Source organism: Clostridium sp. AM33-3 (assembly GCF_003480315.1).
Taxonomy (GTDB): domain Bacteria; phylum Bacillota; class Clostridia; order Lachnospirales; family Lachnospiraceae; genus Brotaphodocola.
Genome location: NZ_QUIV01000017.1, coordinates 1 through 21,879, shown reverse-complemented (window position 1 = coordinate 21,879; position 21,879 = coordinate 1). Strand labels below are relative to the sequence as shown.

The following is a 21,879-nucleotide window of genomic DNA, read 5'->3' as shown; positions in this document are numbered from 1 at the left end:
TGGAACGGAAAAGCTGCAGAAAGGAACTAATATGGAAGAGATCCGTTTGAATAAATATTTAAGCGAGCAGGGTGTCTGCTCCCGGCGAGAGGCAGACCGTCTTATTGAGGCCGGAAAAGTGACCATCGATGGCCGCAGAGCGGAGATGGGCGAGAAGGTGACCGGTCAGGAAAGGATCATCTGCGATGGAAAACCGGTGGGAAAGGCGGCAGGCAGCAAAAAGGCAAAGCCGGTGCTGCTGGTAGTGAACAAGCCGAGAGGGATTGTGTGTACCACCTCGGATAAGGACCGTGCGCCTAATGTAGTAGATCTGATCCAGTATCCGGCGAGAGTGTATCCGGTGGGACGTCTGGACAAAGACTCCGAAGGGCTTCTGCTCATGACAAATCAGGGCGAGCTGGCTAATGAGATCATGCATGCAGGAAATTTTCATGAGAAAGAATATCTGGTTACTGTGGATCAGCCCTTCAATGCAGCATTTTTAAAGAAGATGCGTGAAGGTGTGGAACTGAAAGAGCTTGGAGTGACGACAAGACCCTGTAAGGTAGAGGCTGCCGGAGTAAAAACCTTCCGGATCATCCTGACGCAGGGCTTAAACCGCCAGATCCGGCGAATGTGCGCAGAGTTGGGCTACCGTGTGGTAACCTTAAAGCGTGTCCGTATCATGAACATCTATCTGGGTAAATTAAATACCGGAGACTTCCGCCGCGCAACACCCAAGGAACTGGAAGAACTGGAGTGGCAGTTAGAGCAGGCACGTCTGGAGCGGGAAGAGGCGGAGCTTTTGGCTGGACAGGACGAGTAAAACAAAACAGGCGGGTGACGAATATGGATCAGAAACAGAATGACAACAGGATTTTGCGCATGAAGGAGCTGCACCGGCAGCTTCTGGCAGCATCACGGTCTTATTATCAGGAGAGTCGTGAGATCATGAGCAACTTTGAATATGACAGACTCTATGACGAACTGCTGGAGCTGGAAAAAGAAACCGGCACTGTTTTAGCCGGAAGCCCGACCCAGAAAGTGGGGTATGAGGTGTTAAGTGAGCTTCCAAAGGAAGCCCATGAGGCGCCGATGCTCTCGCTGGATAAGACGAAGGAAGTACCGGTATTGCAGGAGTGGCTGGGAAGTCAGAAGGGCCTGCTCTCCTGGAAACTGGACGGCCTGACCATTGTACTCACTTATGAGGGTGGAGAGCTGGTCAAGGCTGTTACTCGCGGCAACGGTGAGATTGGTGAGGTGATTACCAACAATGCCAGGGTGTTTTCCAATGTGCCGCTTCGTATCCCCTATCAGGGACAGCTGATCCTGCGGGGAGAGGCGATCATCAAATATTCGGACTTTGCCCGCATCAATGAAGAAATCGAGGATGTGGACGCAAAATATAAAAACCCGAGAAATTTATGCAGCGGATCGGTGCGCCAGTTAAACAATGAGATCACCGCAAAGCGCAGCGTAAATTTTGAAGCGTTTATGCTGGTGCGTGCCGTGAACCCGGAGGTGGATTTCCACAATTCCAGAAAAGAGCAGTTTGAGTGGTTAAAGACCCAGGGCTTTGATGTGGTAGAGTACAGGAAAGTTACTGCAGCGACCCTGCCGGATGCAGTAGCAGAGTTTGCGGAAGCCATCCAGAGTTACGATATTCCGTCAGACGGCCTGGTGCTTCTGATGGACGATATTGCCTACGGTGATGCCCTTGGACGCACGGCAAAATTTCCACGAAATTCCATTGCCTTCAAGTGGGCAGATGAAATCCGGGAGACCACGCTTCGGAAAATCGAGTGGAGCGCATCGAGAACCGGGCTTATCAATCCGGTGGCAATTTTTGATCCGGTGGAGCTGGAGGGAACCACGGTGAGCCGTGCCAGCGTCCACAACATCAGCATCATGGAGGCCATGAAGCTGGGCGAGGGAGATACCATTACGGTCTATAAGGCGAACATGATCATCCCGCAGATTGCGGAAAACCTGACCTGCAGCGGCAATATCGTGATTCCGGAATTCTGTCCGGTCTGCGGTGGTAAGACCCAGATCCGGCAGATGAATGACGTTAAGTCTCTGTACTGCACAAACCCGGACTGCCAGGCAAAGAAAATCAAAAGCTTTTCTCTGTTAGTCAGCCGGGATGCTTTAAACATCGACGGACTTTCGGAGGCAACGCTGGAAAAGTTTATTGCAGCCGGTTTCATTCACAGCTATGCGGATATGTTTCATCTGGACCGTCATAAGGAAGCGATTATTTCCATGGATGGTTTTGGAGAAAAATCGTATGAAAATCTGATGGCAGCGGTTAAAAAAGCCTCCCACACCAACCTGGTGCGCGTGGTATATGGCATTGGCGTGGCGGGGATTGGCCTGGCAAATGCCAAGATGCTGTGCCGCTCTTTTGACTACGATTTTGAAAAGATGCGTCACGCTACGGCAGAAGAGCTGACTGCGGTGGATGGCATTGGTGCTGTTCTGGCCGATGCCTGGATCGCATATTTTGCTTCGGTGAAGAATCGGGAGGCTGTGGACGGACTGTTGGCAGAGCTTACCATTCAGAATGAGTCAGAGAATACCGAAGCAGCCATTTTTGCCGGTATGACCTTTGTCATCACCGGTTCGGTCGAGCATTTTGCCAACCGTAAGGAGCTGCAGGCGGCCATAGAGGCCCGGGGCGGCAAGTCTACCGGTTCAGTCACTGCAAAGACCACATATCTGATCAACAACGATTTGACATCCAATTCGTCAAAGAATAAAAAAGCGAAAGAACTGGGAATCCCGATTATCTCTGAGCAGGATTTCCTGAACATGATGGGAGAAGAAAACAATGCCGATTAAAGTACAAAATGATCTGCCGGCCAGAGCCATTCTGGAGTCGGAGAATATCTTTGTGATGGATGAAAACCGTGCGATGAGCCAGGATATCCGTCCGCTGCAGATTTTGATCTTAAATCTGATGCCGATCAAGGAAGATACGGAGACCCAGCTTCTGCGTGCACTTTCCAATACACCGCTGCAGGTGGACTGTACGTTTCTGATGCTGTCGACCCACGTATCCAAGAATACCTCAGCCAGTCATTTAAATAAGTTTTATGTTACCTTTGATGAAATCCGCCGCCGGAAATTCGATGGCATGATCATCACCGGAGCGCCGGTGGAGAACATGGAATTCGAGGAGGTGAACTACTGGGATGAGCTGACAACCATCATGGAGTGGAGCAAGACCCATGTGCATTCGACTCTGCATATCTGCTGGGGAGCACAGGCGGGCCTGTATTATCATTACGGAATTCCGAAATATAAGCGGGAGAAAAAGCTGGCCGGAATTTACCGCCATAAGATCTTAAACCGCAAGATCCCGCTGGTGCGCAGCATGGATGATTATGTGATGGCACCACATTCCCGTTATACAGAGGTGCGCCGTAAAGATATTGAGAAGCATCCGGAGCTGATCATTGCGGCAGAATCTCAGGAGGCAGGTATCTTTCTGGTGCTCAATGACACCGGAAGCCAGATCTTTGTGCAGGGACATCCGGAGTATGACCGCATGACCTTAAACAACGAGTACCATCGTGATCTGAATAAGGGGCTTCATCCGGAGCTTCCGTGCAATTACTATGAAGACAATGATCCATTCAACATTCCGGTTCTGTCCTGGAGAAACACCTCCAATACGCTGTACGCGAACTGGCTGAACTTCTATGTATACCAGACCACAGATTACATTCTGACGGTGGATGAGGAGTAAAAATATGGATCAGACAACAGAAAACAGATTTCCGCGCGTGATCCTTGCATCGGCTTCTCCGCGCCGTCTGGATCTTTTGCGCCAGGTGGGCATTGAGCCGGAGATAGAGCCGAGCCATGTGGAGGAAGTCATCACCAGCACAGTACCGGATCAGGTGGTGATGGAGCTTTCCAGACAGAAAGCGGAGGATATCGCAGCCCTGCATACAGGGGAAGATGCTATTGTGATCGGCGCAGATACTGTGGTGGCTTACGATGGAAAAATTCTTGGAAAGCCAAAGAATGAGGCAGATGCGGTCCGCATGATCCGTTCCTTTCAGGGAAAAGTACATCAGGTATATACAGGGGTTACCCTGGTGTTTTGTGGAAAAGCAGCAGAAAACGCGGCTGAACAGTGGAAAACCATCACCTTCGCAGAAAAAACCGAGGTGTTTGTCTGCTCCATGACAGAGCAGCAGATTGAGGACTATGTCAAGACCGGAGAGCCCATGGATAAGGCCGGGGCTTATGGAATTCAGGGCCGGTTTGCGGTCTGGGTAAAAGGAATTTCCGGAGATTATAACAATGTGGTTGGCCTTCCGTTAGGCCGTGTATGCCGGGAACTTCTTGGAATTTCCCGACAGGAGAATGTATGATCAAGAAAAAAGACTTTCTGAAAGAATATAATATTGAAAAAGAAACACTGAAAAAAACAGGAATGAAATGGGAAGAACTGAATTCCATCTACGACAGCTACTGCCGTCTGGAGCCTCAGCTCAAGAAAATTGGTAAGGATTTTGTCAATGACTATCTGTATGATATTGAGAAAGCAGGCATCCATTCTTATCGTTACCGGACCAAGAAAGCAGGGCATCTGCTGGAGAAGATCATCCGAAAAAAGAGCGAACAGCCGGATCAGTACAAGTATATCAACCGGAAGAATTACTATAAATACATGACAGATCTGATAGGAATCCGGGTGTTTTTCCTTTACCGTGAGGATTGGATCTATTTTCACAATTACATTACGTCTGTGTTTGAAAATGATCCGGCAAACTATATCGAAGACCGTATCCTGGATTTTGATGATGATCCGGAGCACTATTACATTGCGGAGCGGCCAAAGGTGTACCGTCGTACCGGTGATACCCGTATCTACGATAAAAAACTCATCGACATCAAATCGGATGGTATTTACCGATCTCTTCACTATATCATCAAATATAAGGGCTATTACGTGGAAATCCAGGGAAGAACTTTGTTTGAAGAAGGCTGGAGCGAGATCGATCACGATATTGTGTATCCGTACTACCAGGATGACGAAATGCTTTCCGACTTTTCTACGCTCTTAAACCGACTGGCCGGCATGGCCGATGAGATGAGCTCCTATTTCCGCCGTATTAAGCAGCAGCGGCAGGAGCAGCTGGAAAAGGAGCAGGCGGAGAAGGAAGCGCAGAAGCGGATGGAAAAAGAAGAACAGAAAAAGATGGAATTTACCAGCTGAGCTTCAGGTGAAGATAAGTTTGAGTGAATATAGGATAAATCGGCAGGCCTGTTGTAAAATTGTCCCCTCTATGTGGAATGCTCTGGGGGCAATTTTGCGACAGGCCTTTTTCTTTTTATTTCCTCAGAATGTGCGCATACAGAAGCAGTACACCGTAACAGGATGACAAGAGCAGGATCTGCCCGGAGGTTTTGAGAAACAGCGGCATGGTGCCGGAGGGTGTGGGCAGGAATCCGGCTATAAAATAGTGGATGCCGGTGGCGAGAAATAAAAAGAAAGCAGGTTTTGCGATCATATCACGGGCATTCCAGATGAAAGGGATCCGCCGCTTTAAGGACCACAGGTGTGCCAGAGCCAGGAATATCTCGCTGATCAGCATGCCGCAGAGATAACCGTAGATTCCGAAAAGCGGGATACCTGCTACAACAAAGACAAGCCGCAGGAGCATGGCGGCAACACTTTGCAGAAAGGTGGTGCGGGTGCAGCCCAGGCCGTTTAAGATGCTGCCCATGGTGGCGGCCAGATAGAGAAAGGGACAGAGCCATGCCAGAATCTGCATACAGTGTCCGGCCTGTTCTTCTTTGAATACGCTGATACCTAGTGGACATCCGAACAGTACAAAGATGCCGATGCAGAGGATCCCCATGTAGAGACTGTAGCGCAGCGCCATGGAAACACTTCCGGAAATACTTTCTGTGCGGCCTTCAGCCTGATCCTTTGCCACGCTGGGGAGCAGAAGGACGGCAATGGAGTTGGTGATGGCAGAGGGAAACAGGATGAAGGGCAGGGCCATGCCGGTGAGAATGCCGTAAACGGAAAATGCCTCAGCATCGCTTAAGCCTGACATCTGCAGGCGGTTGGGGATCCAGACAGCCTCGGCGCCAGCTAGGAGATTTAAAATCAGGCGGTTTCCCATGAGGGGGAGCGCCAGGGTCATGAGGGGCATGAGACAGGAACTCTCTTCTGCCCGCTCCATGTTTCGGCCCTGGGGCGGAAACAGCCCCAGGCACAGCAGGTTAAAGGATGCCGCTCCGATCTCTCCGATCAGATGACCGTAAACAGCCAGCCGTACGGTGATCTCTGTGCCCTCTGCCGCCCATTTCCCGGCGATCAGGAAAACCAGGCTCATGCGGACGACCTGCTCGGCCACCTGGGAAAATGCGGGAACCCGGGATTTCTGGGAACCGTAGCAGTAGCCGTTGGCACAGGCGTGAAACGAAGCAAAGGGCAGGGAAAGCCCCATGACCGGAAGATACGGCGCACAACGCGGTTCTATGAGAATATGGGAGGCAATCCAGGCCGGATACTGGCAGATCAGAAAGGCGAGAATGCCAGAGAGCACCATGGAGATAGTAAGGCCGGTGCGAAAGACTTTTCGCCCCTGGCTTTCATGGGCAGCTATGTACTGGGAAAGGGCAGTCTGGATGGAGCCGCCGCAGAGGGCAAAGCAGATGCCGTAGACTGGATGTACCATATTGTAGATGCCGAGCCCCTCGGCTCCGATGGTACGGGAAAGAAAAATACGGTAGAAAAAGCCCAGGAGGCGGCAGAGAAAGCCGGCAGCGGTGAGCAGCAGCGTGCCGGTGAGAAAGGCGCGTTTTTTTTCGGAAAGATCGGAACAGAACAACATAAAAGCAGCCCCCGGCCGGAAATCTTATTACAGGATATGAGATTCCGGCCGGAATCAGAACTGGCTTAGATTTAGTTTTTCACATAACGTTCCACCAGAAGTCCGCTATGGTATGCCATAAGAAGCTGCTCGAGATCCGCAATCTTCTCCCGGAGCACAGCACCGGTGTCGGTGTCACCTACCAGCTTTCTGCGGTCGGCATGGCGGACGATGACACTGTCGGAGTGGATATCAATCTCACGCTCAATTGCTGCTTCGGTGGATTCGAACGGCTCCAGGGCCGAAAGGATCAGACCGTAGGAGTTATAGGTCAGCGTGTATCCGGCAATACCGGTCTCTTTCTGGTAGGCCTTGGAAAAGCCGCCGTCGATGACCAGAATTTTGCCGCCGCATTTGACAGGACTCTCGCCATTTTTGGAACGGACCGGAACATGACCGTTGATGATGTGGCTTCCGGTTTCCGGAAGACCGAACTCCGTAAGGATATGGTTGACTACGGATTCGTCTTCCAGATAGCGGTAGTATGGATTCTTTTTTTCAGTGTGTGTTTCTTTTTCAGCCAGGAAGTAGCGCTCGAACGTAGCCATTTTGTCCTTGCCAAAAAGCGGTGAGTCTTTATTCAGCCAGATGTACCACATGATATCCCGGCCAAGACGTTTTTCGCGATCGGAAACGCCCATGAAAGCTTTGCGGATGTAGCTTTCCAGAATATCATAGAGCGCCCTGCCGTGGAAGCAGGAACCATTGATCTCGATTTCCTGGAAGCTTCCGTCTGCGTTTAACGGAATGCAGCCATGGTAGAGAAGATTTCCGTTGTAAATCTTATACAGACTTCCCTTGGCCAGCAGGAATCTGACATGCTGCTGAAGCTTTTCACAGTTCAGAAAGGCCTTACTTAAGCGGTCCATAATATCAGCCTCGATCGGGGTGTAGGCATAAGGATCTTTTGGGTCGATAGTGGGGAAGTTGTTGTCTAACAGGGTGTAGGTGTGCGGCACCAGATTGCCGTTCTCGTCCGGCATATCCATGGTGATCGTACCATGCTCGTAATCGATGCGATGCAGGAGATTGCGCTGCTCCATGTGGTATTCCGGGTGCTCCTTGATGAGCTGGCCTTCAGCCTTAAACTGGATGATAGAGATTGCCTTGTGCATCTTTAAGTTGACCTCAACCTCGTACTGGTTCAGTTCATTGGAACCCTTTAACTTAAAGCAGGTGCAGGGATCATCCTTGTAGGTATTTAAGGCGAAGGTGGCAAGCGGCAGCAGATTGATGCCGTACCCATCCTCTAAGATATCCAGGTTGCCGTAGCGGGCGCAGATACGGATGACGTTGGCAATGCAGCCAGGCTGGCCTGCGGCAGCACCCATCCACAGAACATCGTGGTTTCCCCACTGGATATCTACGGAGTGATAGTCCATCAGCTTGTCCATGATCTTGTGAGGACCAGGGCCTCGGTCGAAGATGTCGCCTACAATATGTAAGTGGTCGATGACGAGACGCTGGATCAGTTGGCTCATGGCGATGATGCATTCCCGGCCGCGGCCAACGTGGATGATCGTGTTGACGATGGCGTTGTAATAGGAAGCTTTATCGACGCTGTCGTCTTTTTCGGTGATCAGCTCTTCCAGAACGTAGGCAAAATCCGGCGGCATGGCTTTGCGGACCTTGGAGCGGGTGTATTTACTGGCCGCGCGCTTACAGATCTCAATGAGACGGTAGAGGGTGATGCGGAACCACTCATCCTTGTCCTCGGTTACCTTTAAGATCTGGTCCATTTTTTCTCTCGGATAATAGATCAGTGTTGCAAGGGTGCGCTTGTCCTGATGGGACAGGGTATTTCCGAATACTTCGTTGACCTTGCGCCGCACGGATCCGGAACCGTTCTTGAGTACATGGGCGAATGCTTCATCTTCCCCGTGAATGTCGGTAAGAAAGTGTTCTGTTCCCTTCGGGAGGTTTAAGATCGCCTCCATGTTGATGACTTCGGTAGAGGCGGATGCGATGGTTGGATACAGGTCAGCAAGCCGCTCTAAATAACGGATTTCCGGGTAGTTCATATAAACCCTCCTTGTGAAAAATCATAATATAGATTAGTATGATTATACCACAGATACGCTCTAAAACAGGATTTCTGGTTGTACTTTTTCGGGAAATCGATAAAAATTTTCATAAATTTGTTAATTCCTATTGAAATACTATGAAATGAAGATTATAATAAGGATTGTCATGAAGAAAGTCTGGCTGGCTGCGTGCGCGGACGGCCGGATATCATCATCGTAATTTTTCCAGAAAGGTGGATCTATATATGAAGAAAACAATCTATTTGGATAATGCGGCAACAACCAAGACCAGACCGGAAGTGGTTGAGGCTATGCTTCCATATTTTGCGGAGTTTTATGGCAACCCGTCCTCTATCTACAGCTTCTCTGATGAGCCGAAGAAGGCAGTTGCGGCAGGCCGTGAGGCTATTGCAAAGTCCATCGGCGCAAAGACAAACGAGCTGTATTTCACCGGCGGCGGCAGCGAGTCTGACAACTGGGCATTAAAGGCAACCGCAGAGGCTTACAAGAGCAAGGGAAACCATATCATTACCAGCAAGATCGAGCACCATGCCATTCTGCATACCTGTGAGTGGCTGGAGAACCATGGCTTCGAGGTTTCTTATATCGATGTAGACGAGAACGGCGTTTTGAAATTAGATGAGCTGAAGAAGGCTATCCGCCCGACTACCATTCTCATTTCCGTTATGTTTGCAAACAACGAGATCGGAACCATCCAGCCGATCAAAGAGATTGGCGAGATCGCAAAGGAGCATGGCATTCTGTTCCACACCGATGCCGTACAGGCATATGGACATGTACCGATCAACGTCGATGACTTACACATCGACATGATGAGTGCCAGCGGCCACAAGATCAACGGACCGAAGGGGATTGGCTTCCTTTACATCCGTACCGGTGTGAAGATCCGTTCCTTCATCCATGGCGGTGCACAGGAGCGCAAACGCCGTGCAGGTACCGAGAACGTTCCGGGTATCGTAGGCTTTGGCAAGGCAGCGGAGATTGCTGCTGCAAACATGGAAGAGCGCATCAAATACGAGAGCGAGCTGCGTGACTATCTGATGGATCGCGTTATCGCTGAGATCCCATACGCACGCATCAATGGCAGACGCGAGAACCGTCTTCCGAACAACGCAAACTTCTCCTTCCAGTTTATCGAGGGTGAGTCCATGCTGATTATGCTTGACGATAAGGGTATCTGCGGATCCAGCGGTTCTGCATGTACTTCCGGTTCTCTGGATCCGTCCCATGTACTGTTGGCCATCGGACTTCCTCATGAGATCGCGCATGGTTCCCTGCGTCTGACCTTAAGTGAGGAAACCACAAAGGAAGATATCGATTATACTGTAGACAGCTTAAAGGCAATCGTGGCAAGACTGCGCAGCATGTCCCCGTTGTATGAGGATTTTATCAAGCATCAGGCAAAGTAATTGGTTTTCATAAGAAAAGGAGATAAACACTATGTATTCAGATAAAGTTATGGATCATTTCCAGCATCCGAGAAATGTCGGTGAGATTGAGAATGCCAGTGGTGTCGGCACGGTCGGCAACGCAAAATGCGGCGATATCATGAGAATCTACCTTGACATCGACGACAACGGTATCATCCGGGACTGTAAGTTCAAAACCTTCGGCTGCGGCGCAGCAGTTGCAACGAGCAGCATGGCTACCGAGATGGTTAAGGGCAAAACCATTCAGGAAGCCCTGGAAGTAACCAACAAAGCCGTTATGGAGGCCCTGGACGGACTTCCGCCGGTGAAGGTGCATTGTTCCTTACTGGCAGAGGAAGCCATTCATGCAGCTCTGTGGGATTACGCTGAGAAGAACGGCATCAAGATCGAAGGTCTGGAGAAGCCGAAGTCTGACATCAGCGAAGAGGAAGAGGAAGAAGAGTATTGATTCAGGCAGAAAATAAAAAGAAGGTAGTAGTTGGAATGTCAGGCGGCGTCGATTCATCGGTTGCCGCCTGGCTTTTAAAGAAACAGGGGTATGACGTTATTGGCGTCACCATGCAGATCTGGCAGGATGAAGAGGAGACCGCGCAGCAGGAAAACGGAGGCTGTTGTGGTCTTTCTGCCGTTGATGACGCAAGACGTGTTGCATGGCAGCTGGAGATCCCCTATTATGTCATGAACTTTAAAAAGGAGTTCAGGGACAATGTCATGGACTATTTTGTGGGCGAGTATTTATGCGGGCGGACTCCGAATCCCTGTATTGCCTGCAACCGCTATGTAAAGTGGGAGTCCCTGTTAAAGCGAAGCCTCGACATTGGGGCAGATTATATTGCTACCGGTCATTATGCGCGGGTAGAGCAGCTGCCAAACGGCAGATATTCCTTAAAGAAATCTGCTACTGCGGCAAAGGATCAGACCTATGCGCTGTACAATCTGACCCAGGAGCAGCTTTCCCATACGCTTATGCCGGTGGGCGAGTACACGAAAGACCAGATCCGTCAGATCGCGGAGGATATCGGCCTGCAGGTGGCCCACAAGGCAGACAGTCAGGAAATCTGTTTTATTCCGGACAATGATTATGCCGGATTTATTGAGCGCGAGGCAGAAAATGTGCCGGGACCTGGCAATTTTGTGACGGCAGACGGCACGGTCATCGGCCGCCATGAGGGTATCACTCACTACACAATCGGTCAGAGAAAGGGCTTAAACCTTGCCATGGGATATCCGGTATTTGTGACGGAGATCCGGCCGGAGACCAACGAGGTTGTTATTGGTGAGGCAGGCGATGTGTTCACGGATTCCCTGGTCTGCAACAAGTTAAACTGGATGGCAGTTGACGGCCTGCACGGAAAGCCCATGGAGGTAAGTGCCAAGATCCGCTACAGCCACAAGGGGGCGCCCTGCGTCATTGAAGAAATTGGTGAAGATCTGGTGCAGTGCCGGTTCTCAGAGCCGGTCCGGGCGGTAACCCCGGGACAGGCTGTGGTATTTTACGATGGAGACTATGTTGTAGGGGGAGGAACCATCATCCGATGAAAAAAAGAAGTGTATTACTTGGGGCGGCAGCGGCGGTTATGCTTATGACAGCCGGGTGTCAGTCAAAATATGAGAAAGTAGACGTGTCGGGAACCGCAGCAGAAACTGTGGCCCAGGTCAGAACAGATGCAGCAGCTCAGGCAGGGACAGATGCGACCGGTCAGGACGCACCGGACCAGACAGCCGGAATCAGTGAGAAAAAGGCAGAACGGACAACAGAGTCAGCACCGACTATGGAAACGCGGGATGAGATCGTGTATGTGAAAGCAACGACCTTAAACCTGCGGGTTTCTCCGGCACCGGGCACAGAGGTGATCGCAGCTCCTGCAAACGGAACTGCGTTAAAACGCACCGGTGACAACGGAACCTGGAGCCGGGTGGAATACGAGGGAAAGACCTGCTATGCGGCGTCTGGCTATCTTACAACAGAAAAGCTGGCAGAAACGGCTGCAGCCTCCGGCCAGAATGCAGAGGCAGGCAGTTCAGCATCTGCTTCCCAGAGTGCAGGTGAGGTGGGCCTGAATATGGACTGGAAGTACGCTTCCATGTCGAAGATCAACAGTGGCAAGGCTGTGCTCTACCGCTCTGAGGCGGCATCCCGTAAGAATAAAGTAGTCTGCGTCAATGCCGGTCACGGAACCAAGGGCGGCAGCAGTGTGAAGACCCAGTGCCATCCGGATGGAACTCCGAAGGTGACCAGCGGAACCACCAGCGCCGGTGCCACCACAGCGGTAGCTGTATCCGGCGGCATGACCTTTGCGGACGGAACCCCGGAGGCGAAGGTAACCCTGTCTATGGCCAGGGTATTAAAAGATAAGCTTCTGGCCCGCGGTTATGATGTACTGATGATCCGCGAGAGTGATGATGTCCAGCTGGACAACGTGGCCCGTACTGTGCTGGCAAATAACCTAGCAGACTGCCACATTGCTCTGCATTGGGATTCCACAAAAAGCAACAAGGGCGCCTTTTATATGAGTGTTCCCAATGTGGCATCCTACCGCGCCATGGAGCCGGTGGCTTCCCACTGGCAGCAGCATAATGCCCTGGGTGAGAGCCTTGTGGCAGGTCTGAAGAATGCAGGCGTGAAGATTTTCTCCGGCGGCAGCATGGAGATGGATCTGACCCAGACTTCCTACTCCACAATTCCTTCGATTGATATCGAGCTGGGAGACGGCGCTTCCGACCATTCCGCGTCAACCCTGGATCAGCTGGGAACCGGCCTGGCAGACGGAGTGGATGCTTATTTTGGAAAGTAAGAATTCCTTTAAAAATAGAGACAGAAATATTTACAACCGGCCATTTTTCGTGTATAATACATGAGTTACTGCGTTACAGTGTTACAGTACAGGTGACAAATGGAGATATACCCAAGTGGCTGAAGGGTCCGCACTCGAAATGCGGTAGGTCGGGCAACCGGCGCGAGAGTTCAAATCTCTCTATCTCCGTAAAGCAACCGGAATTCCCCGGATCTCCGGGAGTTCCGGTTTTTTGTTTCATCATAGTTCTACAAGAGAGGAGAAATATTATGAGAAAGAAATTTTTAACGGCTCTGGTATCCGCCAGTGTTGCAGCCCTGGCTTTAAGCGGCTGCGGAGGCAAGACTTCTGAGAGTACTGCAGCAGCAGATCAGAACAGCGCTGCAGCAGAAAGCAGTTCTGAGAGCGCAGGCGGGGAGGGCGCAAAGAAGGTGCTGCGTTTTGGACAGGCAAACGCAGGAGATGGTCTGGATATGCAGACCTCTACCAGTTCCAGAGCGGCATCCATCGCAGATGAGGTAACGGAGAGCCTGCTTCGCTTTGACGATGATAACAACGAGGAGCCGGTGCTGATCACCGATTTCCCAACAGTTTCTGACGACGGGCTGACCTACAGCTTTGAGTTAAAGCAGGGCGTACACTTCACCAACGGCACCGAGCTGACCAGTAAGGATGTCAAATTCACCTTTGAGCGTATGTTTACTCCGGCTACCGCAGCAAAGAGCACTGCTTACTTCAACATGATCAAAGGCGCACAGGATATGCTGGCAGGAAGTGCTACCGAGCTGGCCGGCTTTGAGATCGTGGATGATTATCACTTCAACATCACGCTCGAGTATCCATTTGCACCGTTTGTAAAGAACATTGGTACTTCCTACGCAGATATCTTCCCGGAGGACGCATGTACCGCAGCCGGTGAGAACTGGGGCCTTGGCACCGATCTGATCGGTACCGGTCCGTACAAGATTGCAGAAAACGATGATACCACCCAGGTTGTTCTTGTAAAGAATGAGGATTACCACGGCGGTGAGGTAAACTTAGACGAGCTGGATATCATCTTCTACGATGATGACCAGACCAAGCTGATCGCATACGAGAATGGTGATATTGACCTGGCAGACTTAAATGCAAGCCTGTTAAGCCAGTACGAGACAAACTATGCAGATGAGATCACCGCTTACCATCCGCTTGGTACCTCCTTTATCTCCATGAACTTAAAGGATCAGTACTTAAGTGATGTGAACGTAAGAAAGGCTATCTCTCTGGCCATCAACCGTGAGGAGCTGGTCAGCGCAGTGTTAAACGGAGCAGGTATTCCGGCTACCTCTTACTTAAATAACGGCATTCCTGGACATGACGATTCTCTCTCCGTATACGAGTATGATCCGGAGCAGGCAAAGGCACTCCTGGCAGAGGCCGGTTACGCAGACGGCTTCACGATCAACGCAGAGGTCCGTCAGGCTGACCAGGCTGTATTTTCCGCCATTCAGGGTTATCTGGCTGAGGTTGGCATCAACATGGAGCTGACTGTGGTCGATAACGCAACCTACAACTCTGACAGAACCGCAGGAAAGATCCCGATGACCGGCACTACCTGGAATGCGCTGTATCCGGATGGAGATTTCCAGATGTACAACTACTTCTATTCCAACAGATCTGACGCACAGGGTGTATTCTACAAGAACGAAGATTTTGACAAGCTCCTGGATGAGGCAAGAAAGTCTACCGACGAGACTGCTCGTGCAGATATGTACAAAGAGGCAGATAAGATCCTGTCCCAGGAAGATTACGCATGCATCCCGCTGTATTATCCGCAGTCCCAGTTCATCGCAAAACCGTATGTGAAGAACTACAAGGTGGGCAACCTGATCTATCATTTCTGGAATGTGGATGTAGATACCGCAGCACAGAATCAGTAAGTGAAATCAAAAAGCGCTCCGGCGCGTGGGAGTCCGGCATGCCGGACTCCCTTTTCTGTTTCAATCACTTAAAAACAAAGGAGGAGATCGCTTGATCCGATATATCATAAAGCGGGCGGCCCTGGCTGTCGGCATTATTTTTTCCATCTCCCTGATCACATTTTTTATCCTGAATGTGATCCCGGGTGACCCGGTAGCGGCAATGCTGGGTGAGTTTGCGGATGCAGACAAGATCGCCCAGGTGAAGGCACAGATGGGACTCGACACCCCGCTTCCGGTCCAGTATTTCAACTGGCTGAAAGATCTTCTGCACGGAGACATGGGAACCAGTTATTTTCAGAAAAAACCGGTTATTACCCTGATCCTGCAGGCATTCCATTACACGGTCATCATGGCTACCGCAGCGTACATCGTGGCGCTGATCGTGGGGCTGACTACCGGCATTCTGGCGGCTGTTTATCATGACCGTCCGCTGGATAGGATTCTCATGAGTCTTTCCGCCCTGGGAATTTCTGCCCCATCGTTCTGGGTAGCAATCATTCTTCAGATTTATGTAGGACTGCGTTTTGACATTTTTCCGGTATCCGGCGTAAAGAGTCCGATCGGCTATGTGCTTCCGTCTGCGGCCCTGGGTGTGCGCTATGCGGCATCTATTGCCCGCATTACCCGTGCCAGCATGCTGGAGGTGACCGGTCAGGATTTTGTCAAGACTGCTTACGCAAAGGGACTGTATTCCTGGCGCATCATCCTGATCCATATTTTCCAGAATGCTCTGGTACCGATCATCACCGTGATCGGTACGGATATCGGCGCACTCCTGACCGGTTCCATGATCACCGAGAACGTGTTCAACATTCCTGGAATTGGTAAGCTTTTGATCGATGCAATCCACCGCAGGGATATTCCGCTGGTGCAGGGCGGCGTGATCTATGTGGCGGCAATCTGTGTCCTGATCTACTTTATCGTGGATATTCTGTACGCGGTCATCAACCCGAACATCCGCCTGACGAAAGGAGAATAGCTGATGAGAAAAAAGAATTATTATTCCGAGAGCTTAAAGCTGTTCTGGAAAAACAAGCTGGCGGTACTGTCTCTCCTGATCCTGGTGATCCTGACCGTATCTGCGATCCTGGCACCGGCTCTCACTCCATATGACCCGAATAAGCAGGTACTGGCAGACAAGCTGCTGTTTCCAAGCGCTGAGCATCTGTTTGGTACCGATGAATTTGGCCGTGATATTCTGACACGCTGTCTCTACGGCTGCCGGGTATCCTTAAGCGTCGGCCTGGTCTCCCAGCTGATCGCCTCTGTGATCGGCTATTTTATGGGTGTGTGCGCCGGTTATTTCGGGAAGAAGGTAGACGATGTGATTTCTTTTCTGATCCAGGTGTTTTCCAGCTTCCCGGCGCTGCTGTTTGCCATGGCCCTCATGTATGCATTGGGATCCGGCCTTATGAATCTGTATCTGACTCTGGGATTTTTATCCTGGGCCAATACGGCCCGGCTGATCCGCGGCACAGTCCTGCAGCTCAAGGAGCAGGAATATATTCAGGCTTGCCGAATTGACGGCGGAAGCAGCCTGCGCATTATTTTAAAGCACTTATTCCCAAACTGTATCCCAATGCTGATCGTGTCCTGTACCCTGGGCATCCCGTCCGCGATCCTGACTGAGGCCAGCTTAAGCTATCTGGGACTTGGCGTGCCGAGCCCGACCGCAAGCTGGGGCTCCATGATCTCCGGCGCCCAGACCTTCATCCGTACCAACACCTACTACAGCCTGTTTCCGGGACTCTGCATCATTCTCACCGTGATCGCCTTCAATACCCTGGGCGATGGCCTGCGGGATGTGCTGGATCCGAAACTGCGCAAATAGAAAGGAAGACGACATGGAAAACGAAAACATTCTTATAATTAAAGATCTGGATGTGCGGCTGTTTACCGACCGCGGCGAGCTTCCGGTCATCGACCGTTTAAGTCTTACACTGAAAGCGGGGGAAACCCTTGGCATCGTGGGTGAGAGTGGCTGCGGAAAGAGTATGCTGGCTTCTGCCATCATGGGACTGGTGGCTCATCCGGGAAAGGTGACCGGAGGCAGTATTCAGTTTGAGGGACAGGAACTGGTGGGCATGAAAAAAAAGGATCTGCGCAGGATCCGGGGAACCGGTATCTCCATGATCTTCCAGGAGCCAATGACCAGCTTAAACCCGCTGATGACCTGCGGACGCCAGATTGTGGAGACCATTACCTCCCATGAGAAAATGAATAAGGCAGAGGCAAAGGAGCGTGCTCTTGCCATGATCCGTTCCGTTGGCATTGCCCGCCCGGAAAAGGTGTTTTCCGAGGTCCCGGCTCAGCTTTCCGGCGGTATGCGCCAGCGCATCATGATTGCCATGGCGCTGATCTGCAGACCGAGGCTGCTAATCTGTGACGAGCCGACCACGGCGCTGGATGTTACGGTGCAGGCCCAGATCCTGGGACTGATCCGCCGTCTGCAGAAGGAGACCGGCACATCGGTTATCTTCATCAGTCATGATATGGGCGTCATCTCCCAGATGGCAGACCGCGTTGCAGTCATGTATGCGGGCCAGCTGGTAGAGTACGCCGAAGGGGAAAAAATCTTTACGGAGCCGGAACACCCCTATACCCAGGGACTGCAGGCAGCCATCCCGCGTCTTGATGAAGAAAAAGACACCCTGCTCAGCATTCCGGGCAATGTACCGATGCTTTATGATCTGCCAAAGGGCTGTATCTTTTCCCCGCGCTGTGCCCATGCAACTGAGCAGTGCAGAAATGAACGCCCGGAGCTCGTGGAAAACAGCGGTCATCTGGTGCGATGCTTTTTGTATGAGGACAATAAAAAACACACTGAGAGTCAAAGCAAGGGAGGAGCGCAGGCATGAGTGAGACGATCCTTCAGGTAAAGAATTTAAAGAAATATTATATGGTGGGAAGAAAGGGACTGTTCGGGGAAAAGGAATATGTAAAATCCGTGGACGGCGTCAGCTTTACCCTGCACCGCGGTGAGACGCTGGCCATTGTAGGCGAGAGCGGCTGCGGCAAATCTACCACCGTGAAATCCCTGATCCGCGTGACGGAGCCGACTTCCGGTGAGGTCATCTTAAAGGGACAGGATTTCCTGAAATTGAAGGGCGAGGAGCTGAAAAAAGCCCGCAGAAATATCAAGATGATCTTTCAGGATCCCTACAGCTCCTTAAATCCGCGTATGACGGTGCGGGATATCATCGGGGAACCGGTGGATATCGAGCACTGCTATAAGACAGAGGAAGAGCGGGAAAAACTGATCCTGGACACCATGGAGCTGGTCGGCCTGAACCGGGACTTTGCGGACCGCTATCCGCATGAGTTTTCCGGCGGACAGCGCCAGCGGATCGGCATTGCCCGGGCCATCATCTTAAAGCCGGAGATCATCATCTGCGATGAGCCGGTGTCTGCGCTGGATGTATCCGTGCAGGCGAAGATCATCAATCTGTTAAAGGAGCTTCAGCAGAAGTTAAATATTTCCTATATTTTCATCTCTCACGATCTTGGTGTGGTCAAGCACATTGCAGATCGTGTGATGGTCATGTATCGTGGCCATGTGGTGGAAGAGGGAACCAGAGATGAGATATTTTCCCATCCGAAGCATGACTACACGAAGCTGCTCTTAAGCAGCATCCCGAAAATCGGAGAAAAAATGGATTTTGAAGCATTTGATTCTTCGTATCAGGCGTGCTATGATGAACTGGACAAGGAGAACAGCTGATTGCCGGTGTCTGTGCAACATGAGGCCAGGAACGGAAAAGCTGTTTGGAACTGGAAGAAAAACGGAGGAAGCAATTTATGAAACTGGACAGAAGCCAGATTGAAGCGGATTTCCGTGCCCTGATCGGACCGCTGTGTGACGCAGTGGGACCTTCCGGGTTCGAGGATGAAGTGGCAGATCTGTTAAGAAAAGAGCTGGCAGACTGTGACGTAGAGCTTTCCGATGACGTGATGGGAAACCTCATCGCGTATAAGAAGGGAAATAAAAAGGGCAGCGTGCTGATCGCAGCCCATATGGATGAGATCGGACTTATCATCCGCCACATCGACAGCAAAGGATTTTTATGGGTAGAGACTCTGGGCGGCATCGCGCCGCAGCAGTTTTTCGGCAAGCATGTGATCATTAAGACGGAGACCGGCCATGTGGACGGCATTGTGCAGTCCATGCATCCGGGACGTCCGGACCGCTGCTTTGAGATGCCGAAATCCGCACAGGAGTTTTACATTGAAGTGGGCGCGGAGAGCCGTGAGGAAGTATATGAGATGGGAATCGAGGAAGGAAATTCCGTTTCTATCTGCTATCCGGTGATCTTCCTTGGAAAACACCGGATTGGCGCAAAGGCATTAGATGACCGGGCACTGGTATTTATTCTGTTAGAGGTATTAAAGCTCTTAAAGGATGATGCGGATGTACCGGATATCTATGGCCTGTTTTCCACCCAGGAAGAGGTGGGAGCCCGCGGCGCCATTGCGGCAGCCACCCGCTTAAAACCGGATGTAGCCCTGGCGCTTGACATGAGCCTGGCTGTGGACATTCCGGGGGTTTCCGAGAGCCGCTACATCAACGAGCTGGGCCGCGGCACCTCCATCAAGGTGATGGATAAGCTGAGCGCCGGCGTTGGCGGTATCCTGGCAAACCGGGACCTTGTCCGTGAAATGAAGCAGATCGCAAAGGCACACGATATCCCCTACCAGATCGAGGCCTATGCGGCAGGCGCTACCGACGCAAGCTTTATGCAGACCTTAAACGGCGGCATCAAGAGCGGCGGCATCCAGATCCCGATGCGTTATGTGCATTCCTATGAAGTCTGCGATATCCGCGATGTGGTGGACAGTGTAGAACTTCTTTACTGGTATGTAAAGGACGCACAGATCTAAGACGCAGGAGAGTATTACAGGGTATCACGAGAAAAGCCAGAAAGGGACCGTTAAAAAATGGCCCTTGAATATACACAATAAAGGAGAACAAAGTTATGAGCATCAGAGTTGGTATTTTAGGTTACGGCAATCTGGGAAAAGGTGTTGAGAGCGCCATTGCCCAGAATGATGACATGGAGCTGAAGGCAGTCTTCACCCGCAGAAATCCGGAGAACGTAAAGGTTCGCACCGCAGGCGTAAAGGTTCTGCAGGCAGATGAGCTGTCCCATATGCAGGACGAGTTGGATGTGCTGATCCTCTGCGGCGGAAGCGCAACCGATCTTCCGGTTCAGACTCCGCAGTACGCTTCCATGTACAACGTGGTAGACAGCTTCGACACCCACGCAAGAATTCCGGAACATTTTGCGGCAGTGGACGCAGCAGCAAAGAAGGCAGGCAAGGTCAGCCTGATTTCCTGCGGCTGGGATCCGGGCATGTTTTCTTTAAACCGCCTGTACGCAAACTGCGTGCTGCCGGAAGGCAAGGATTACACCTTCTGGGGTAAGGGCGTGAGCCAGGGACATTCTGACGCAGTACGCCGCATCGAGGGTGTAAAAGACTGCAGACAGTACACCATCCCGGTAGAGAAGGCTGTCGAGGCAGTCAGAAGCGGTTCCAATCCGGAGTTGACCACCAGAGAGAAACATACCAGAGAGTGCTTCGTAGTTGCTGAGGAAGGCGCAGACCTGGCTAAGATCGAGAACGAGATCAAGACCATGCCGAACTATTTCTCCGATTACGACACCACTGTTCACTTCATCACCGAGGAAGAGATGAAGCGCGACCACAGCGGACTGCCGCACGGCGGCATGGTGATCCGTACCGGTGTAACCGGAATGGAGAAAGAGCACAAGCATGTCATTGAGTACAGCTTAAAGCTGGATTCCAACCCGGAGTTCACCGGTTCTGTGATCGTGGCTTACGCAAGAGCAGTCAGCCGCATGAACAAAGAGGGCATGAGCGGATGCAAGACCGTATTTGATGTGGCACCGGCTTACCTGTCCCCGAAGAGCGCGGAAGAACTGCGGGCACATATGCTCTAATAAAAATTTGAGTTACAAAGCTGAATAAAGGTCCGGAAGTGAAAGAGACCGCCTTCCTACTATTTTCACATATCGTTGTTTGCTTGCTCTCGCTAACACGCGTTCGCCTGTGTCGTATTAACATCCGCCACATTCGGACGTGTGTGCTCAAGATGCAAACACCTGATATGCTGAAAATCCCGGAAGGTGGTCTCATTCACTTTCTGCTGTATTGGCTTCGCTATGAAAAATAGCGACTACAGCCCATATTAACTCTGCCATAAAAAGAAAACGCAGCCAGAACGCTACTATCAGATAAAAGTCGGATTACAGGCTTTCGTCAGCAATGTTCTGGCTGCGTTTATTATTATCGTAGAATAACCAGTACAGCAGAAGTTCCGGGGCAGTCATGCAGAATAAGCAGACACATTGGAATTTTCTTGTATGGTGTGCCTGGAACTTCGGACTTTACGGATGGTGATTTATATTGCAATATATCTATTTTATAGCGTGATACTTTTCGTAAATTTTATCCAGATCGTAATCCGGTGCCATTGGAGCTGCAATCTGGCAGATTGCTTTTACGAAATTCAGATCCAATTCCAAAAAACCAGAAATTTGTTCCGGGGACTGTTGTTTTTTGATTTTGATCAGGATCAAACGTATTGCTTCTTTAAGTTCTCCCTCAGCTCTTCCTTCAGCTCTTCCTTCAGCTCTTCCCTCAGCTCTTCCCTCGGCCATTCCCTCGCTCTTGCCACGCTCGTGTCCCATATTCCAGTATTGCTCCTGAAGCATTTTGTAGTTTTTTTCTTCGTCATATTCATA

General features: G+C 51.0%; 18 protein-coding genes, 1 tRNA gene and 1 pseudogene. 17 read left to right on the top strand and 3 right to left on the bottom strand.

Annotation, left to right across the window (positions count from 1 at the left end):
* Positions 1-46: 46 nt before the first annotated feature.
* The 5 genes from DW819_RS10665 to DW819_RS10645 are packed head-to-tail and all read left to right on the top strand — an operon-like array spanning position 47 to position 5,215.
* Positions 47-805, top strand: coding sequence for a pseudouridine synthase (locus DW819_RS10665; protein WP_347560199.1), 759 nt, complete (start codon positions 47-49; stop codon positions 803-805).
* A gap of 23 nt (positions 806-828) precedes the next feature.
* Complete coding sequence (gene ligA, locus DW819_RS10660; protein ID WP_118733269.1) at positions 829-2,823, top strand: NAD-dependent DNA ligase LigA; 1,995 nt, start codon at positions 829-831, stop codon at positions 2,821-2,823.
* On the top strand, positions 2,813-3,733 hold the full coding sequence (gene metA / locus DW819_RS10655) for a homoserine O-succinyltransferase (protein WP_118733268.1): 921 nt from the start codon (positions 2,813-2,815) through the stop codon (positions 3,731-3,733). The genes ligA and metA overlap by 11 nt, the downstream gene beginning before the upstream one ends.
* Before the next feature lie 4 nt (positions 3,734-3,737).
* The gene (locus DW819_RS10650; protein ID WP_118733267.1) at positions 3,738-4,367 is read left to right on the top strand and encodes a Maf family protein; all 630 of its coding nucleotides are present in this window, start codon (positions 3,738-3,740) and stop codon (positions 4,365-4,367) included.
* Entirely contained in the window at positions 4,364-5,215 is an 852-nt protein-coding gene (locus DW819_RS10645) for a GTP pyrophosphokinase (RefSeq protein ID WP_118733266.1), read from the top strand. The genes DW819_RS10650 and DW819_RS10645 overlap by 4 nt, the downstream gene beginning before the upstream one ends.
* Before the next feature lie 115 nt (positions 5,216-5,330).
* Here the strand turns inward: DW819_RS10645 and DW819_RS10640 are convergent, their stop codons facing one another.
* Both DW819_RS10640 and DW819_RS10635 read right to left on the bottom strand, forming a co-directional pair.
* Positions 5,331-6,845, bottom strand: coding sequence for a polysaccharide biosynthesis protein (locus tag DW819_RS10640; RefSeq protein ID WP_118733265.1), 1,515 nt, complete (start codon positions 6,843-6,845; stop codon positions 5,331-5,333).
* Positions 6,846-6,916: 71 nt separating this feature from the next.
* Positions 6,917-8,905, bottom strand: a complete 1,989-nt coding sequence (locus tag DW819_RS10635) for a fructose-1,6-bisphosphatase (protein ID WP_118733264.1) — start codon at positions 8,903-8,905, stop codon at positions 6,917-6,919.
* Between the two features lie 248 nt (positions 8,906-9,153).
* Here DW819_RS10635 and nifS point away from each other — a divergent pair, with 248 nt between their 5' ends.
* From nifS to DW819_RS10575, 12 genes are all read left to right on the top strand, one after another.
* A complete protein-coding gene (gene nifS / locus DW819_RS10630; protein WP_118733263.1) occupies positions 9,154-10,338 on the top strand; it encodes a cysteine desulfurase NifS in 1,185 nt (394 codons plus the stop codon).
* A gap of 31 nt (positions 10,339-10,369) precedes the next feature.
* On the top strand, positions 10,370-10,807 hold the full coding sequence (gene nifU / locus DW819_RS10625; protein ID WP_118733262.1) for a Fe-S cluster assembly scaffold protein NifU: 438 nt from the start codon (positions 10,370-10,372) through the stop codon (positions 10,805-10,807).
* Positions 10,804-11,898 (top strand): tRNA 2-thiouridine(34) synthase MnmA, encoded by a 1,095-nt coding sequence (gene mnmA, locus DW819_RS10620; protein WP_347560198.1) that lies wholly within the window; start codon positions 10,804-10,806, stop codon positions 11,896-11,898. The genes nifU and mnmA overlap by 4 nt, the downstream gene beginning before the upstream one ends.
* Positions 11,895-13,154 (top strand): N-acetylmuramoyl-L-alanine amidase, encoded by a 1,260-nt coding sequence (locus tag DW819_RS10615; protein WP_182432628.1) that lies wholly within the window; start codon positions 11,895-11,897, stop codon positions 13,152-13,154. The genes mnmA and DW819_RS10615 overlap by 4 nt, the downstream gene beginning before the upstream one ends.
* A gap of 101 nt (positions 13,155-13,255) precedes the next feature.
* Positions 13,256-13,343: transfer RNA gene (locus tag DW819_RS10610), tRNA-Ser, on the top strand.
* Positions 13,344-13,423: 80 nt separating this feature from the next.
* The gene (locus tag DW819_RS10605) at positions 13,424-15,073 is read left to right on the top strand and encodes an ABC transporter substrate-binding protein (protein WP_118733261.1); all 1,650 of its coding nucleotides are present in this window, start codon (positions 13,424-13,426) and stop codon (positions 15,071-15,073) included.
* Between the two features lie 91 nt (positions 15,074-15,164).
* Positions 15,165-16,094, top strand: coding sequence for an ABC transporter permease (locus DW819_RS10600; protein ID WP_118530493.1), 930 nt, complete (start codon positions 15,165-15,167; stop codon positions 16,092-16,094).
* 3 nt (positions 16,095-16,097) lie between these two features.
* A complete protein-coding gene (locus DW819_RS10595) occupies positions 16,098-16,946 on the top strand; it encodes an ABC transporter permease (RefSeq protein ID WP_118733260.1) in 849 nt (282 codons plus the stop codon).
* Between the two features lie 13 nt (positions 16,947-16,959).
* Positions 16,960-17,973, top strand: coding sequence for an ABC transporter ATP-binding protein (locus DW819_RS10590; protein ID WP_118733259.1), 1,014 nt, complete (start codon positions 16,960-16,962; stop codon positions 17,971-17,973).
* Positions 17,970-18,836, top strand: a complete 867-nt coding sequence (locus tag DW819_RS10585; protein WP_118733258.1) for an ATP-binding cassette domain-containing protein — start codon at positions 17,970-17,972, stop codon at positions 18,834-18,836. The genes DW819_RS10590 and DW819_RS10585 overlap by 4 nt, the downstream gene beginning before the upstream one ends.
* 77 nt (positions 18,837-18,913) lie before the next feature.
* The gene (locus tag DW819_RS10580; protein ID WP_118733257.1) at positions 18,914-19,993 is read left to right on the top strand and encodes a M20/M25/M40 family metallo-hydrolase; all 1,080 of its coding nucleotides are present in this window, start codon (positions 18,914-18,916) and stop codon (positions 19,991-19,993) included.
* A gap of 95 nt (positions 19,994-20,088) precedes the next feature.
* Positions 20,089-21,075 carry a diaminopimelate dehydrogenase gene (locus DW819_RS10575; RefSeq protein WP_118733256.1) on the top strand — a complete coding sequence of 329 codons (987 nt, stop codon included), beginning with the start codon at positions 20,089-20,091 and terminating at the stop codon, positions 21,073-21,075.
* A 477-nt stretch (positions 21,076-21,552) separates the two neighbouring features.
* On the opposite strand, the pseudogene DW819_RS15715 reads toward DW819_RS10575, so the two are convergent.
* A pseudogene (locus DW819_RS15715) lies at positions 21,553-21,879 on the bottom strand (hypothetical protein); the annotation flags it as partial.